Origin of the sequence: Synechococcus sp. MU1617, assembly GCF_020514235.1 — a bacterium.
In the GTDB taxonomy this organism is placed as follows: Bacteria; Cyanobacteriota; Cyanobacteriia; order PCC-6307; family Cyanobiaceae; genus Parasynechococcus.
The window spans coordinates 1-14,981 of the sequence record NZ_VTLB01000003.1 but is presented as its reverse complement, the minus strand read 5'-3'; the positions used below and the strand labels follow the sequence as shown (position 1 = coordinate 14,981).

The 14,981-nt window shown below is 61.3% G+C and carries 20 protein-coding genes; 15 read left to right on the top strand and 5 right to left on the bottom strand.

The features are described 5' to 3' along the window. The first annotated feature begins 9 nt into the window (after positions 1-9). From FZZ90_RS07250 to FZZ90_RS07240, 3 genes are read left to right on the top strand one after another with little or no spacing between them, the layout of a single operon-like run. On the top strand, positions 10-1,425 hold the full coding sequence (locus FZZ90_RS07250; protein ID WP_226425059.1) for a TrkH family potassium uptake protein: 1,416 nt from the start codon (positions 10-12) through the stop codon (positions 1,423-1,425). A 24-nt stretch (positions 1,426-1,449) separates the two neighbouring features. Continuing rightward, complete coding sequence (locus tag FZZ90_RS07245) at positions 1,450-2,154, top strand: TrkA family potassium uptake protein (RefSeq protein WP_226414438.1); 705 nt, start codon at positions 1,450-1,452, stop codon at positions 2,152-2,154. Between the two features lie 4 nt (positions 2,155-2,158). Beyond that, entirely contained in the window at positions 2,159-3,298 is a 1,140-nt protein-coding gene (locus FZZ90_RS07240; RefSeq protein ID WP_226425058.1) for an anhydro-N-acetylmuramic acid kinase, read from the top strand. Here the strand turns inward: FZZ90_RS07240 and FZZ90_RS07235 are convergent. Continuing rightward, positions 3,295-3,588: a hypothetical protein gene (locus tag FZZ90_RS07235; protein WP_115093073.1), complete on the bottom strand. Its 294-nt coding sequence runs from the start codon at positions 3,586-3,588 to the stop codon at positions 3,295-3,297. The two genes, FZZ90_RS07240 and FZZ90_RS07235, sit on opposite strands and share 4 nt — an antisense overlap. Positions 3,589-3,693: 105 nt before the next feature. Here FZZ90_RS07235 and FZZ90_RS07230 point away from each other — a divergent pair, with 105 nt between their 5' ends. Both FZZ90_RS07230 and FZZ90_RS07225 read left to right on the top strand, forming a co-directional pair. After that, on the top strand, positions 3,694-3,993 hold the full coding sequence (locus tag FZZ90_RS07230) for a hypothetical protein (RefSeq protein ID WP_226425057.1): 300 nt from the start codon (positions 3,694-3,696) through the stop codon (positions 3,991-3,993). Between the two features lie 47 nt (positions 3,994-4,040). Then, positions 4,041-4,271 carry a hypothetical protein gene (locus tag FZZ90_RS07225; RefSeq protein ID WP_226425056.1) on the top strand — a complete coding sequence of 77 codons (231 nt, stop codon included), beginning with the start codon at positions 4,041-4,043 and terminating at the stop codon, positions 4,269-4,271. On the opposite strand, the gene FZZ90_RS07220 is transcribed toward FZZ90_RS07225, so the two are convergent. Continuing rightward, a complete protein-coding gene (locus tag FZZ90_RS07220) occupies positions 4,249-4,425 on the bottom strand; it encodes a hypothetical protein (protein WP_226425055.1) in 177 nt (58 codons plus the stop codon). The two genes, FZZ90_RS07225 and FZZ90_RS07220, sit on opposite strands and share 23 nt — an antisense overlap. 70 nt (positions 4,426-4,495) lie before the next feature. On the opposite strand from FZZ90_RS07220, the gene FZZ90_RS07215 reads away from it, so the two are divergent. After that, entirely contained in the window at positions 4,496-6,220 is a 1,725-nt protein-coding gene (locus FZZ90_RS07215; RefSeq protein WP_370631039.1) for an ABC-F family ATP-binding cassette domain-containing protein, read from the top strand. A gap of 113 nt (positions 6,221-6,333) precedes the next feature. Further along, entirely contained in the window at positions 6,334-6,522 is a 189-nt protein-coding gene (locus FZZ90_RS07210; RefSeq protein ID WP_226425054.1) for a hypothetical protein, read from the top strand. A 10-nt stretch (positions 6,523-6,532) separates the two neighbouring features. Here FZZ90_RS07210 and FZZ90_RS07205 read toward each other — a convergent pair whose 3' ends face one another. After that, the gene (locus FZZ90_RS07205; RefSeq protein ID WP_255613699.1) at positions 6,533-7,717 is read right to left on the bottom strand and encodes a trypsin-like peptidase domain-containing protein; all 1,185 of its coding nucleotides are present in this window, start codon (positions 7,715-7,717) and stop codon (positions 6,533-6,535) included. 90 nt (positions 7,718-7,807) lie between these two features. Here FZZ90_RS07205 and FZZ90_RS07200 point away from each other — a divergent pair, with 90 nt between their 5' ends. From FZZ90_RS07200 to FZZ90_RS07165, 8 genes are all read left to right on the top strand, one after another. Further along, positions 7,808-8,080, top strand: a complete 273-nt coding sequence (locus FZZ90_RS07200; RefSeq protein WP_226425053.1) for a DUF2973 domain-containing protein — start codon at positions 7,808-7,810, stop codon at positions 8,078-8,080. A 33-nt stretch (positions 8,081-8,113) separates the two neighbouring features. After that, positions 8,114-8,497, top strand: a complete 384-nt coding sequence (locus FZZ90_RS07195) for a hypothetical protein (protein WP_226425052.1) — start codon at positions 8,114-8,116, stop codon at positions 8,495-8,497. A 222-nt stretch (positions 8,498-8,719) separates the two neighbouring features. Continuing rightward, positions 8,720-11,224 (top strand): ATP-dependent helicase HrpB, encoded by a 2,505-nt coding sequence (gene hrpB, locus FZZ90_RS07190; protein WP_226425051.1) that lies wholly within the window; start codon positions 8,720-8,722, stop codon positions 11,222-11,224. A 92-nt stretch (positions 11,225-11,316) separates the two neighbouring features. Then, on the top strand, positions 11,317-11,457 hold the full coding sequence (locus FZZ90_RS07185) for a chlorophyll a/b-binding protein (RefSeq protein ID WP_011365253.1): 141 nt from the start codon (positions 11,317-11,319) through the stop codon (positions 11,455-11,457). A 111-nt stretch (positions 11,458-11,568) separates the two neighbouring features. Next, the gene (locus tag FZZ90_RS07180) at positions 11,569-11,745 is read left to right on the top strand and encodes a hypothetical protein (protein WP_170951512.1); all 177 of its coding nucleotides are present in this window, start codon (positions 11,569-11,571) and stop codon (positions 11,743-11,745) included. After that, the gene (gene xseA / locus FZZ90_RS07175) at positions 11,735-12,898 is read left to right on the top strand and encodes an exodeoxyribonuclease VII large subunit (RefSeq protein ID WP_226425050.1); all 1,164 of its coding nucleotides are present in this window, start codon (positions 11,735-11,737) and stop codon (positions 12,896-12,898) included. The genes FZZ90_RS07180 and xseA overlap by 11 nt, the downstream gene beginning before the upstream one ends. Then, positions 12,898-13,167, top strand: coding sequence for an exodeoxyribonuclease VII small subunit (xseB, locus tag FZZ90_RS07170; protein WP_226425049.1), 270 nt, complete (start codon positions 12,898-12,900; stop codon positions 13,165-13,167). The genes xseA and xseB overlap by 1 nt, the downstream gene beginning before the upstream one ends. Next, the gene (locus tag FZZ90_RS07165; protein ID WP_226425048.1) at positions 13,160-13,513 is read left to right on the top strand and encodes a DUF2834 domain-containing protein; all 354 of its coding nucleotides are present in this window, start codon (positions 13,160-13,162) and stop codon (positions 13,511-13,513) included. The genes xseB and FZZ90_RS07165 overlap by 8 nt, the downstream gene beginning before the upstream one ends. Here FZZ90_RS07165 and FZZ90_RS07160 read toward each other — a convergent pair. Both FZZ90_RS07160 and FZZ90_RS07155 read right to left on the bottom strand, forming a co-directional pair. Then, entirely contained in the window at positions 13,489-13,839 is a 351-nt protein-coding gene (locus FZZ90_RS07160; protein WP_226425047.1) for a hypothetical protein, read from the bottom strand. The two genes, FZZ90_RS07165 and FZZ90_RS07160, sit on opposite strands and share 25 nt — an antisense overlap. A 53-nt stretch (positions 13,840-13,892) precedes the next feature. Next, complete coding sequence (locus FZZ90_RS07155) at positions 13,893-14,825, bottom strand: YihY/virulence factor BrkB family protein (protein WP_226425046.1); 933 nt, start codon at positions 14,823-14,825, stop codon at positions 13,893-13,895. Between the last annotated feature and the right edge of the window lie 156 nt (positions 14,826-14,981).

Genomic DNA, 14,981 nt, shown 5'->3' with positions numbered 1-14,981 from the left:
CGCGCGCCTGTGCCGATCGGAAGGGCCATCGAACGCAGCCAGGGCTGGCATCGTCGGCTCACGGTTCCCCAGTTCACCGTGGTGACTGGATTGCTAGTGGTGCTGATCGGCACGCTGCTTTTGGCCACTCCGCTGTGCTCCTCAAGCCGCGTTGGGCTTTGGGAAGCTCTGTTCACAGCCACATCAGCCATCACCGTGACGGGGCTGTCGATCATCGACATCGGCACCGATCTCACGACTTTCGGCCAGGTGGTGCTGGCCCTGATGATCCTGGCGGGGGGCCTTGGCCTGATGGCCATCACCACGTTTCTGCAGGGCTTTGTGGTGCAAGGAACAGCCCTGCGACGCCGGCTGGACCGGGGCCAGGCCCTGGATGAATTCGGCGTGGGGGGCGTCGGGCGCACGTTTCGTGGCATTGCCCTGACGGCGACGCTGGTGATCCTGCTGGGGGCCGTGATCCTGTATCACTTCGGCTTCGATGACATCCCCAACCACGCAGAACGCCTCTGGGCTGCGCTGTTCCACAGCATCTCGGCTTACAACAACGCGGGATTCGGACTCTGGAGCGACAGCCTCGAGCGCTACCGCAGCAATGGCGTTGTGAATGCCGTGGTGATGCTGCTGATCGTGGCAGGCGGCCTGGGATGGCGGGTCACCAGCGATCTGAGCACGCAGCTGCTGCGCAGACGGCAAGGCCGGCGTCGTCTGAGCCTGCACTCCCGCCTGGTGCTGCGCACCACCATGATCTTGATCGCCTTCGGAGCAGGGGGGCTGGCCCTGACGGAATGGTTGAACCAGGGCGAGATCTTCGCTGGCATGCCCTTGTCTGAGCGGTGGCTCACCGCACTGTTCAAATCCGTCACGGCACGCACAGCCGGCTTCAGCACCGTTCCGCTCTCGCTCGACACCGTCACCGAATCCAGCCTGCTGCTGCTGATGGTGCTGATGTTCATCGGGGCCAGCCCCGGCGGCACCGGGGGTGGGATCAAGACCACCACCGTGGCGGCCTTGATGGCGGCCACCCGCTCCACCCTGCGGGGCCGGGAGGTGGTGGTGATCCGCAACAGAAGTATCAGCGACAAGGTGGTGCTGCGGGCCGTCGGCATCACGGTGGGCTCCCTGCTGTTCGTGATGGCCATGGCGATGCTGATCAGCATCGCCAGCAATTTGAACGGCAAGGATTCGTTCACCTTTATGGAAATGCTGTTCACCTGCATCTCCGCCTTTGCCACCGTGGGTTTGGATCTGGGGGTAACCGTTGAACTCCCCCGTTTCGGCCAGGCGGTGCTGATGGTGGGAATGTTTGTGGGACGACTGGGCATCCTTTTGCTGCTGAGTGCGATCTGGGAAGCGATGACTCAGGAACAAATCCAGATGAATCGCCAGAATCGAGTCGGTTACCCCAGCGAGGATCTGTATGTCTGAGCGCGATCAGCGGGGGAGGCAGCGATGAAGGAGTGGTGGCAGTGGAGCCCGGTCCAGGGCAGCGATCGCCTCGGCTTCGCGATCATCGGCGTGGGCCGTTTCGGCATCGCCGTGTGCCGGGAACTGCTTCAGAACGGAGCGGATGTGCTGGCCGTGGACCGCTCAGAGCGAGCGGTGGATGAACTTCGTCAAGTGGAGCCCAGCGTGGAGGCCCGCGTCGTGGACTGCACCGACGAAGAGGCCCTGCGGGAAGCCGGCGTGCTGGAAATGGGCACTGTTGTGGTGGCGATCAGTGAACCGATCGAAGCCAGCATCACCGCGACCTTGATCGCCAAAGACAGCGAGGGGAGCCGCGTTCGCCAGGTGATCGCGAGGGCAACGAGTGACCTCCACGAAAAAATGCTGAAGCGGGTGGGGGCCGACCGAGTGATCTTTCCCTCGCGGATGCAGGGCGAGCGCCTGGGGCTGGAACTGGTGCGCCCCAACCTGATGGAGCGGCTGGCCCTGGATGAACAGCACTGCATCGAGGAGATCAAGGTTCCAGAACCCTTTGTGGGGCGCTCGCTCAGGGATCTGAATTTGCGCAAAAACTTCAGGGTCAACGTGCTGGCGGCGGGACCACAAAGCAGCCTGATGGTGAACCCACCGGCATCCCACGTGCTGGAGGAGGGACATCTGCTGGTGGTGATGGGACTGGTGGACGACCTGCAACGGCTCCCGAAAAACTGAGCCGATGCACTGCCTCGGGCTGATGAGCGGAACCAGTGCTGACGGTGTTGATGCCGTGCTGGCGCGCTTCGACGGCCCATCCCAGCGTCCTCAGTGGTCCCTGCTTCACCACCACCATCAGCCCTATCCGCTCCAACTGCAGCAGCAGGTGGTGGCAGCCGGCCAGGGCGAACCGATGCCGGCAGCCGTCTGGCTAGAGCTGGCAGAAGCCATCACGGAGGTGCAAGCCGACGCGGCACGGGCCTGCGACCCCGATGCACAAGCTGAGCTGATCGGCTGCCATGGCCAGACCGTCTGGCACCGCCCCCCGGCCCAAGGGGCAGCAGGGGCCAGCTGGCAGATGCTGCAGGCCCCACTGCTCGCCCATCTGTTGCAAAGGCCGGTGATCCACAACTTCCGCGCGGCTGATCTGGTGCTTGGGGGACAGGGAGCACCGCTCGTGCCTCGGGCAGATGCGGCGCTGCTGGGACGCACGCAGGGCTGGCGGGCACTGCTGAACCTGGGCGGCATTGCCAACCTCACCCTGATCCCCCCCGGCAGTGGAGGCGACCGCCATACCGCTGTCTTGGGATGGGACTGCGGACCGGCCAATAGCCTGATCGACCTGGGCATGCGCCACTTCACCAATGGAGCCCAACCCTTCGACAATGGTGGAGCGATGGCAGCGCAGGGCCGTGCGGATGAGGGCTGGATCCAGCGCTGGCTTCAAGAGGATTACTTCCAGCTGACACCACCGAAATCCACAGGACGGGAGTGTTTCGGGCAGGACGACCTCAACCGGCGCCTGCTTCAGCTCGGTGGAGCCTCAGCGGCGGACGCCATCGCAACCCTGACGGCTTTTCCCGCTGCTGTGGTCGCCCAGGATCTGGAGCACCTGCGCCAAAGACGTGGCATCGCACCAATCGAACTGATCACAGCTGGAGGTGGCAGTCAAAACCCGGTGTTGATCGATGAGCTGCGGCGGCGCTGCCGAGGGTTGCAGCTCGACGAAAGCAGCAGGCTGGGGGTGCCGACTGCAGCCCGAGAAGCCCTGGTCTTCGCGTTACTGGCCTGGTGGCACCACAAAGGGCATCCCGGCAATGTGCCCGCCGTCACCGGAGCCAGGCGGGAAGCCGTGCTCGGCGTACAGGTGAATCCGGCCTAACCGGGCCGATGCAGGCGCAAGCGCCTGGGAGCGCCCCGCAAACGGCGGGGCTGTTGCGATTCCAGAGCCGACCGCAAGCGTTCCTCGCGGGTTGGGGCGGGAGCAGACGCCTCCAGAGCTTGTTCGTGGCGCTGAACCCCCTGCTGGATCAGCACCCGCGCCATGTTGCTCACCGTGCGGGATTCCAGCTCGGCCATGGCGGTCAAGCGTTCACAAAGATCCTCAGGCAGAACCACCTGAATTCTTGGGGACTTGGGCTTCCCACTGGATGAGGTCTGACGGGTGGGCACGACCGGATCCCCAAGAAGAGGCTCTGCTACTAAAAAGTGTACAGAGATGGTCAAGGGTAGTATCCATGACTATGGTGGGGGCATTGGTCCTCCTCGGAGTACCCCATGACACAAGCCACACCACGCCCCCGTCGCAGCCCAGCCGGCTCCCGCCCTCGGTCCCGACGCCCTCGTCGCAGCGCTGAAAACAGTGACGTGCTGGTTTCAGCTGTGGTCAGCACTTACCTGCTGACCCACCTGCACCACGTGTTGCAAAGGGCCGAATACAACGCCTCCCAGGAAGGGCGCAGCACCCAGGCCGCCAACTACGCCCAACTGCGCAAAGTGCTCTGCATGGATGCCCGCAGCATGAAGGACGCCTCGGCCTTGGGGCAGCACGATGACGGCATCGAACAAGCCGCCTGACAAGACCTTCGGCTCTGAATAGCGTTTGAGCAGTTGCTCAGATCGCGATGGCTTCCAACGCCGCAGAGCTGTACGCCCGAATCAGTAGCAATCCGGAGCAGACCCAGGCGCTGTTCCGTCAGGCGCTGCAAGATCCCAACGGCGCCATGGCCAGCATCTGCAGCCTGGGCGACCAACTAGGGCTACCCGTCACGACCCAAGAGGTGCGGGAGCATCTGGCCAGCCTCGATGATGAAGACAGCCAACGCTGGCTGGTCAAGGCGAGAGGCGGTCTTTGAACTCTGGAGCTTCGGACGTCAGGAATGCCTTGGGCTCAGTGCGCTGACGGCGTTCGTATCCGCCACCTCCGGCCCAACTGAAGAAGAGCAAATAACTCACGATCGCCAAGCCTGCAGCCACCACGAGAGCGGCCAGCTGCTCCAGTTTCAGCATGGCGACCAGCCTCCGGGAACCGTCACCAGTTTGCCGACAGGGATGATGGGGGGCATCACGCCTTCCGCCGGTGCTGCGACTCGAAAACGTCAGCAAGATCTACCCGACGGGGGAAGTGCTCCGGGCCGTGACCTGGGAGGTGAAACCCGGAGACAGGATCGGCCTGGTGGGGGTGAACGGCGCCGGCAAGTCCACCCAGATGCGTCTGATTGCCGGGCACGAAGAGCCCACCAGCGGCCAGGTGGTTCGGCAAGGGGAGCCCCGCATCGCCTACCTCCAACAGGAATTCGACGTGGACCTGGAGCGCACCGTGCGCCAGGAACTGTTTCAAGCCTTCGGCGAAGCCGCCGAAGTGATGAACCGGCAACAGCAGGTGGAAGAAGCCATGGGGTCGGAACGCGCTGCTGAAGATCCGGATCATCTAGACCAGCTGATCCAAAAACTGGGACAGCTGCAGAGCCGCTTCGAAGCACTGCATGGCTACGAACTCGATGCCCGCATCGACAAGCTCCTGCCCACGATCGGATTCACTCCGGAGGGCGCTGAGCTGCAGGTGAAGGACTATTCCGGGGGCTGGCAGATGCGAATCGCCCTGGGGAAAATCCTGCTCCAGGAACCGGATCTGCTGCTGCTGGACGAACCGACCAACCATCTGGATGTCGAGACCATCCAGTGGCTGGAGAACTACCTGCTGGAGCAGAGCGCTGCCCTCGTGGTGATCAGCCACGACCGCACCTTCCTCGACCGGGTCTGCAATCAAATTGTCTCCACGGAGAGGGGGGTGTCCCGTAGCTACCTGGGGAACTACACCGCCCACCTGGAACAGAAACAAATGGAACGGGAGGCCACGCAGGCGGCCTTCGAACGCCAGCAGAAAGACATCGCCACCCAACAGGCTTATATCGATCGTTTTCGTGCCAGCGCTACCCGCAGCACCCAAGCCAAAAGCCGAGAGAAGCAACTGGACAAGGTGGAACGGGTGGAGGCGCCGATCGAATCCGTGGCCGGGCCAAGTTTTCAGTTCCCGCCTGCCCCGCGCTCCGGAGCTCAGGTTGCCTTGATCGACAACGTCACCCATAGCTATGGGGACAAAATCCTGTTCCTGGGGGCTGAACTGGAGGTTGAACGGGGTGACCGCATCGCCTTCGTCGGCCCCAATGGTGCGGGCAAGTCGACCCTGCTGCGCCTGGTGATGGGGGTTGAAACCCCCGATGAAGGCAGTGCCAGGCTTGGGGAGCACAACGTGATTGCGGGCTACTTCGAACAGAACCAGGCCGAAGCCCTGAATCTGTCCAAGACCGTGATTGACACGATGTACGAAGCGGTCCCCGATTGGACCCAGACCCAAGTTCGTTCGCTGCTGGGCAGTTTTTGCTTCAGCAACGACACGGTGTTCAAGGAGGTTGGAAAGCTCAGCGGAGGCGAGAAAGCCCGTCTTGCACTGGCGCTAATGCTGCTCACCCCCTGCAATCTTCTGGTCTTGGATGAGCCCACCAATCACCTCGACATCCCGGCCAAGCAGATGCTCGAGGACGCCTTGATGGCCTACGAAGGAGCGGCGCTGCTGGTCTCTCACGACCGCTATTTCATATCCCGCGTGGCCAACCGGATCGTCGAACTGCGAGAGGGCGAACTGGTGATGTACAGAGGGGATTACAACTACTACCTCGAGAAAAAAGAAGAGGAAAGGGCTGAAGCCAAGGAGAAAGAACTGGCTGTGGAGCGAGAAGCCAAGCGGAAAGCCAACAAGGAAAAGCAAAAAGCTCGAGATGCCCGGCGCAAAAAGGCGGCCTGACTGGCATCAGACCGCAGCACCGAAAACTTCACACAGTCTTAGGCAGGAAGACTTATTTCTCTTTACCTGCAGTTTTCATCTGCATAAGCTGACAAAACTGACCCGTAGCACCGATGAACATGGTTTCCGGCCCAGGCAACATCGAAACCGTTGGCGGGTCATCAACCCCAGGCCCGGCACCCCATGAACAGACCTGGGACGCGGTGGAAACCTATTTCGAGTGCATCACCACCTGCTCGCTCGACGATGGCGAGTGCATCACCCAATGCGTTGAACAACTGAGGGACGCCGACGACGCCTAAGCCCGCAGCATCAGCCAGGAGTCAAGGCCGATAAATCGACCGGCTTGACGTCAATCGTGACCAGCTCCTGACCACGCTTCACCTCCAGCACAATCGAGGCACCGACACCGCGACGTTCAATGGAACTGACCACCGCGGCAGGGTCAGCGACAGCCTGACCATCAAGACGCGTGATCACATCATCCACCTTGAGCCCGGCGCGGTCCGCTGGCCCTCCAGGCTGGACCCCGCGAATCACCGCACCTGGCGGCACCGGGGATGTGGGGGTGGGCCGGGGCACCGGCGACAGACGGATGCCGATCACAGGATGACGGGCCTTGCCGCTGGAGACCAGCTGCTGAGCAATCGTTCGAGCGCGATTAATCGGGATAGCAAAGCCCAGACCCGCCCCAGGTCCTGATCGCACCAAGGTGTTGATGCCGATCACTTCACCGTCGGCATTGAGCAATGGCCCGCCCGAGTTGCCGGGATTGATCGCCGCGTCGGTCTGAATCAGATCAAGACGTTTGCCGGAAATTCCCAGCTGGGCAACATTGCGATTGAGGTTGCTGATGATTCCAAGGGTCACCGTGCTTTCCAGCCCGTAGGGATTGCCCACGGCAATCGCCCAGTCGCCCACGCTGAGCCGGTCGGAATTCCCCAGATCGGCAACAGGCCAGGGCCCGGGGGCCTCCAGACGCACCACTGCGAGATCGGTGAGGTTGTCTTTTCCCACCACTCGGGCGGGCACCCTCCTGCCATCGGAGAGGCCCACGGTCAGTTGATCTGCCCCCTCCACCACATGGGCGTTGGTCAGCAGCAGGCCCTTGGCATCGAAGATCACCCCACTGCCTTGGCCGCGCTGCACCCGGGAGCGCGGGGCTGTGGAGCGTGGGATGCCGAAGAAGTGGCGAAACAAGGGGTCCCGCATCAGGGCCGGCGGCACACCCGCAACACTGGACTGATTGACGGTCCGCGCCGTCTCCAGGGTGACCACTGCCGGACCACTGCGCTTCACAGCGGCTGCCACGAATGAGTCACGACGGATGGCCGGGCGGGCCTCGGCCTGCTGAGGCGCAACGGTTAAGGGAAGCACCGACACACCGGCCACCAGCAATCCCCCCGCCAAAGCGGAGACGACTAGCGGGCGGGACTGGGAGTTGACCACAGCTTCAGGGCGATCGGCTGCCTCGACGCTACGCAGAGCAGATCCCAAAAAAGCCACGTTCCATGTCAAAGCTGTGACCACATGCGACCGGGGTCCCGATAGCGTGAGGATGCAGACGTCTAGCTGGGACGGAGGGTCATGCTCGGTTCGATGTTTCCCCTCATCTACGGAGCGCTATTCGTGGCCCTGTTGTGGCAGGCCTTCCGCGTGATGAGCAAGGGTTTTCGCGCTGCCAGCGGTCCGATCAACAGCGTGCCCAGCAACGCTCCTAGCGACCGCACAGGCCAGGTCACCGTCCACCCAGAACTGCTGGACAGCGAGGGGCGCATCACGGAAGAAGCCCTGCTGACGGTGCGCTTTGGTGGTGACGATGACGAAGCCTCGACGGCCGCTGGACCCGGCACTGAATAAATTGGGCGCTTGGAGTCGACAGGGGTCGCCTGAGTGGATCAGAGAACACGCATCGTTGCCGCGGTCATCAAGGGCATCAAGCTGCCCCCCCGGTTTCGGCTTCGGCTGATGAAAGAAGATCCGGTTCGCCTGGAATTGAGCCTGACTCCGGCCTACGGAAAGGAGCCCATCACCGTGGGCCTTGTCGAATCTCTTGATCTGGTGGCCCGTCGTGACCGGGAAGGCCGGATCCCCCGTGACCTTCAGGGCACCTGGGACTGGACCGTCCGCCACGGCCAGGTGAGCACCGGAGGCTGGAACCCTTATCTCAAGGAAGCGCTGCAGACCATGTTCGAGACGGGCCTCCCGGCCATCGTGTTCGAGGAGCTCACTGGAGAGGAGTATCACCCCGTTGATGGGACCCGTCACGTGCGCTGATCAAGCACGGGGATTCTGTAAAGGCGTGCGAATGAATGCAGCGAGGCGACAGACAAGGGAGCTAGACCGGAATCAATTCGGCCTTTAAGAAAGTCTTTATGGCCTCCCTTGTTGTTTCCATCGGCCCGCTTGTGCGGCTGTTGGCCGCGGTCGGCGCCATCAGCAGCCTGATGCTTTTAGGTCTGATGAATCTCGTCCCGTGAAGCGAGCGGCAACACCGCTTTGAGCCAGTTCCCGATCGATGCCCTGTTGGAGCAGATCTGTTCTGTGGTGCGCCCAGGGCAAACGGTTCTGCTCCAGGCACCGCCTGGGGCGGGCAAGACCACACGGGTTCCCCTGGCGCTGATCGGAGCCCTGACGGAAGGCCATTGCATTCTTAAAGACCGTCAGAAAATCTGGATGATCGAGCCACGGCGGCTGGCCACCAAAGCTGCCGCCGCCCGCCTTGCCGCGAGCCTCGGAGAAGAGATCGGTGCGCGCATCGGGTATGCCGTGCGCGGGGAACAGAAGCGTTCCGGGCGCACCCAGGTGGAGGTGATCACTGGCGGCCTCTTCCTGCGGCGCTTGCAGAGCGACCCCTCGCTGGATGGGGTGGGGTGCGTGATCTTTGATGAATTTCATGAGCGGGGGCGTGATGCGGACCTGTCCCTCGCCTTGCTGCGAGAGGCGAGGCCTCTGCTGAATCCCGATCTCGCCGTGATCTTGATGTCGGCCACGCTGGATCTATCCGATCTAAGGGAACGACTCCCCAAAGCGACGGTGCTGGAAAGCCCGGGCCGCTGTTACCCGGTGGAGACCCACCACCAACCACCACGGCCGGACGAACCCCTGCCAAAGCAGGTGTTACGCGCCATCGAGCAACACACCCTCGACCAACCGCAGGGGAGCGGTGTTCTTGTTTTCCTGCCGGGGCTAGCGGAGATTGAACGCTGCAGGCAGACCCTGACGGCCGCCCCTTCCCTGCAGAACTGGAAGATTCAGGCGCTGCATGGTCAACTGCCCTTGCAGCAGCAGAGTTCAGCCCTGCAGCGCTGCGAACCCAACCAGGACGGAAGCATCATCCTGGCCAGCGCCATTGCCGAGAGCTCCCTCACCATCGATGGAGTTCGCCTGGTGATTGACAGTGGCCTCAGCCGTCAACTGCGCTATGACCCCAACACCCGCATGGAGGGCCTGGAGACGGTGGTCTCCAGCCTGGCCAGTGCAGAGCAGCGCCGGGGCCGGGCAGGACGACAGTGTCCGGGCCGCTGCATCCGCCTCTGGTCGCCGGCAGAGCAACAACGACGCCCCCCCTTTCACCCCCCTGAACTTCTGCTGGCAGATCCCCAGCCGGTGCTGATGGAACTGGCCCAGTGGGGAGCTGGGCTAGGAGAAGAGTTGCCGTGGTTGGACCCTCCCCCCGCAGCAGCCATGCAGGAGGGACAGCACGGCCTGCAACAACTCGGCCTGCTGGAGCTCGACGGCCGCATCAGCGAGCGAGGACGGTTGATCGGCGGCCTAGGTGTTCACCCCCGTCTCGGAATGCTGCTGCTGGAAGCCCATGAACAGGGCGCCCCACAGCTGGGGTGTGATCTGGCGGCAATCCTCAGCGAACGGGATCCCTTCGATCGCCGCCAAATCGGCAGCGATCTCGAGGCCCGGCTCAACAACATCCAGCGCCATCCGTCCCTGCGAACGCTCAGCCAGCAACTCCGACGTCAACTGAAACGACTTGGCACCTCACACCAGGAGCGAGACGCTTCCGTCAATGCTGGCGATCTGATCCTGGCGGCCTTTCCGGAATGGCTGGCGCAACAGCGTCCAGACCAGACCGGTCGCTATCAGCTGCGTCAGGGCCGCGGAGCCACGCTGCTGCCCTGGGATCCGCTCCTGGGCAGTCCAGCCCTGGCCGTTGCCAGGGTCGACATGGGCGGCAGGGACACGCGGATCCAGATGGCAGTAGCCCTGAGCCAGAGCACTCTGGAGAGCATCGCTGAGCGGGACGGCCACTGGCAGGACGAGGCCAGCTGGGATCCTGACCGCCAGCGGGTCCGCGCCGAACGCCAGCTGAAACTGGGGGCGTTGGTGGTGCGCCGCACGCCACAGCCTTCGCCAGCCCCAGCGCTCTGCCGAACCCTGCTGATTGAGCAGCTGAAGAAGAGTGCCAGCCTTGATGCCCTGCCATGGACAGACAGCTCCCATCAGCTGCGCCAAAGGCTGGCATTGATGCACCAAAAGGTTGGCGCCCCCTGGCCTGATCGCGATCTGACAACACTGCTGGAGCAGGCTGACACCTGGCTTGGTCCCAGCCTGGAAGGCTGCCTGGGCTGGAACGACATCAGCGTCACAGTTTTGGAAGAAGCACTTTGGGGCGATCTGAACTGGAGCTTCAGGCAACAACTGGATGGTCTGCTGCCGCGCCGCATCCCGATACCCTCCGGCCGCCAGGCGGCACTCCTTTACACCGCCGATGAGGTCATCCTCGCCGTGAAATTGCAGGAGATGTTCGGATCTGACGACGGCCCCCACGTGCTGAATGGCCGCATCCCCATCACGCTGGAACTGCTCTCACCAGCCGGACGTCCCCTGCAACGCACACGCGACCTCAAAGGCTTCTGGCAAGGCAGCTACCAGGAGGTGCGCCGGGAGATGAGGGGACGCTACCCCAAGCACCCCTGGCCCGACGATCCCCGCGAGGCGCTGCCGACGTCCCGGACCAAACGCAGGTCGGACGAAGGACGACCTTGAAAAATGTGCGGAAGGCCAATTGCGTAGCCCTTAGCACATGCAACAAAACTCCAACCTTTGTTACATTTGTAGAAACCACCTGGTTCACACCAATGTCCGACAACGCACGCTTCGGCTTCGTCAACTTCGCTGAGACCTGGAACGGTCGTCTGGCCATGCTGGGCATCGTGATCGGCCTCGGCACCGAGCTCCTGACCGGCCAGGGCATCCTGTCCCAGATCGGCCTCGGCTGATTCCGCGCCGCGGATTCACAAGACCCCTCGGCCTGCCGGGGGGTTTTTTGTTGTCTCTCCACCAGCCACCGCTGATGCAGCACAGTGGGAAGGATTCCACCGAGGCAATCGTTGGCACCGCTATACGTTCAGAACAGACGTGATGGATCAAGGCTGCTCAGCAGCGCCTTGGTGATCTGCACGATTGGTGCCACCCAAATCCACCAGCACTGGGGCGTTCTGCTGACCAGCATCTCGGCCGTTATCTGCATTTACTGGGGTTACGCCTACAGCCGCCTTGAGCGTTGATCGTCTTCCGACCTATTCCGTTGCTGAGCTGAACACAGCCATCGGAAGCCTGCTGGAACGCGGCTTTGCGCCGCGTTTTTTGCTGGAGGCAACAATCTCCCGCCCTCAACTCAAGAAGGGCCACCTGTGGCTCACGCTCACCGACGGATCCGCCAGTATTTCCGGTGTGGTGTGGGCTTCGAAACTGGCGCAGTTGAGCTATCAGCCCAAGGACGGGGACGGCGTCACCGTTGTGGGCAAGCTCAATTTCTGGGCAGCGCGGGCCAGCCTTACGGTTCAGGCGCTGGACATCCGCCCCAGTCTCGGCACGGTGCTCCGCGACTTTGAACGGGTGCGTCAACTGCTGGAACAGCAAGGGGTGATCGACCCCAGCCGTCAGAGGCCGCTTCCGAGCCAACCCTCGTCCATCGCAGTGCTCACCAGCGTGCCTAGTTCCGCCCTGGCCGACATGCTCCGCACCGCGGCGGAACGCTGGCCCCTGACCCAACTGATCGTGGTGCCGATTCCTGTGCAGGGGTCCGTGGCCCCGACGATCATCAGCACCCTGGAGAACTTGGCCGAACGCTCCACCGAGCTGGGACTTCAAGCTTTGGTGCTCGCCCGCGGCGGTGGCAGCCGAGAAGACTTGGCAGTGTTCGACAACGAGGCCCTTTGCCGCCTCCTGGCGGACTACCCCATACCTGTCGTAACAGGCTTGGGCCATGAGGACGATCTCACCGTCGCCGACCTGGTGGCAGACCATCGCGCAGCCACACCAACGGCGGCGATCGTGGCACTGCTGCCCGACCGCGAGGCGGAACGCCAGGCACTTGTGCAACGGCAAAGCCGATTGAGAGACGCACTGCTGGGAAGGATCCTTCGCGAGCGTCAGCGGCTTCAGGATCGGACCGTTGCGCTGCAGCAACAATCTCCACTGGAGAAGATCAGGCGCTTACGCCAGGAGCTTGCCCAAAAGCACCAACTGCTCAAGGCGCTTTCACCGGAACGCTGGCTGAAACGCGGCTTAGCCCTGATCAGCAACGAAGCCGGCGAGTCCATCTCAGGCCTGGAATCCGTCAAGATCGGTGATCAGCTCAACATTCGAATGAGCGACGGAAGCCTTGAGGCCCGGGTCGATCAGATCCAGCGCAGTGAACCCAACACCACCTCCTGATGAGCAAGCGCCAAGTCAACAAAGAGCACCGTGATCGCATCGAAGGTTGGCGAAAGGATGCCGAAGGCCTGAGCTACGAAGAAGCCATGCAGGCTCTGGATCTACTGCTTGCTGAGCTGCAGAACGACAATGTTGCCTTGGCGGACTTGCAGCAAAAAGTTCTCCACGGCGAGGTTTATCTGAACCGTTGCCAGAAGCTGCTCGACAGCGTCGAACAGTCGATTATCGAACTCGATCCCACAACCCTCAAAGCCACAAACGATGCGTAAAGCCCTGCCTTGGATCTATCTGCTTCTGGCTGTGTTGGGAGCGATCCTGCCCTGGAAAGCCAACCTGGAGTTCATCGCTGAAGGGGGTGGACAGGCCTTTGATTTGGCGCGATTTATCGCCGATTCCAACAGCACAGCCGCCTCACGCTCCTTGAGCGCTGACCTGCTGGTGGGAGCCAGTGCCGTCACGCTATGGATCTGTGTGGAAGGCCCACGTCAAAAGATCAAAGGCTGGTGGCTGGCCATCCCCTTAAGTTTTGGCGTGGCCTTTGCCTGTGCTGCTCCGTTTTTCTTATTCCTGCGGGAACGACAGCTGCAGGCTCAAGAATCGGAATCCACGTCGTGAGCGACAACGTCAATGGTGAGATCACTGGCGGGAGTAGACGGGACTGCAGCACTGGCGGGATTGTCTCCTGCACTGGGATAGGGCGTTCCACAGACTGCACAAACTCCAGCCCCCTTCAGTCCGGTGGCACCGCAGGCGGTACAGCTGATCATCCTGGACTGCAAAAGCTTCCAACCAATCCAGCCCAGCCCCGAGAGGATCAACGGAAGCGCGATTAGAGCCAGCAGCACACCACCGGCGAGATCAAGCAAGAGACGACCGGCAGCGGTTGGCACCAGCAGCAGCAAAACAACTGCAATCCACAACACTGCTGGTGGTCGGTTCATTGGCTTCAACGGAGAGGGTCCGTTGAATCAGCTTCGCAGAATTGAATCAAAGTTCAAGGCGTCACACTGTTCGGTTCCCCGAGCCGAGGTTTGGCAAGACGAACTGCAACCAATTCCACACTTAAACACTGGCCAAAATAAAGAATTACACCCACCAACCAGACCCAAAGCGTCAAAACCAAAACACTGCCAATTACGCCATAGGCCTGATAGCGATTACCGAGGGAAACAATACTCAAACTCAAAATTTTATTGAGAAAAGCCAGACCAAATCCAATCAACAAGGAGCCAGGGATGAGAGGGATCGAAGGAACACGACGACTGGGCAACACCACCTGAAGCAGCCAGGCCATCAAGGACAAGATCAAGGCTGGCACAAGAATCCGCCCGAGGGGAAGAATTGGACTGGAGCGCACAAATCCCATCAAGCCAGGAACAACCCCATCCAAAATGCCAAGAATCTCTTCTGGAAGCTGCCCGACGCTAAGCACCAACTGTTGAAAAACAATCAAAACAGATATCGCAAAAACAGTCAGAAAAGCCTCAATACGCGTTCTACAAAACTGCACAACTTGTTGCCACCAAGACAAACCAATTAATGGTTCCGGCAGAATCTCGGACCACAACCGATCAGCTCCACGCTGGAGCGTTAAATAGGCATTACTAGCTGTGAGGAGTAAAACAACAACACCGAGAATTCCAGCCCCGAAGCCTTGATCGACCAAGCCACGCAAAGTTGAATCAACCAGGCTGATTGCTGATGGCGGCAAGACCTGCGTCACGGAGGCCAGAACATTATCCACACTGTCCGTTTTGCCAAACACCCGTGCAGCGACAGACAACGCGATTAAAAGCAGCGGGAAGAACGACTGAAGAACGAAATAAGCAAACGCAGCACTTAAATCAACACATTCAGCGTTATTCCAACGCTGGCAGGCCTGCCATATCTGCCCACTTAAGCGTCGAAGAAGCGAACGTCTTGGCACAGATTGGCGCAAAAGACTACTAAAACCTTACAACAAAAAAGCCACCTCAAGATGAGGTGGCTTCTTCGCAGGTGGTGATGGTGACTGCTTCAGCAATCAGCGCATCATCAACCTATTCAGAGAATGTTTTACCTGGCATCGAGCTATTTTCTCAGG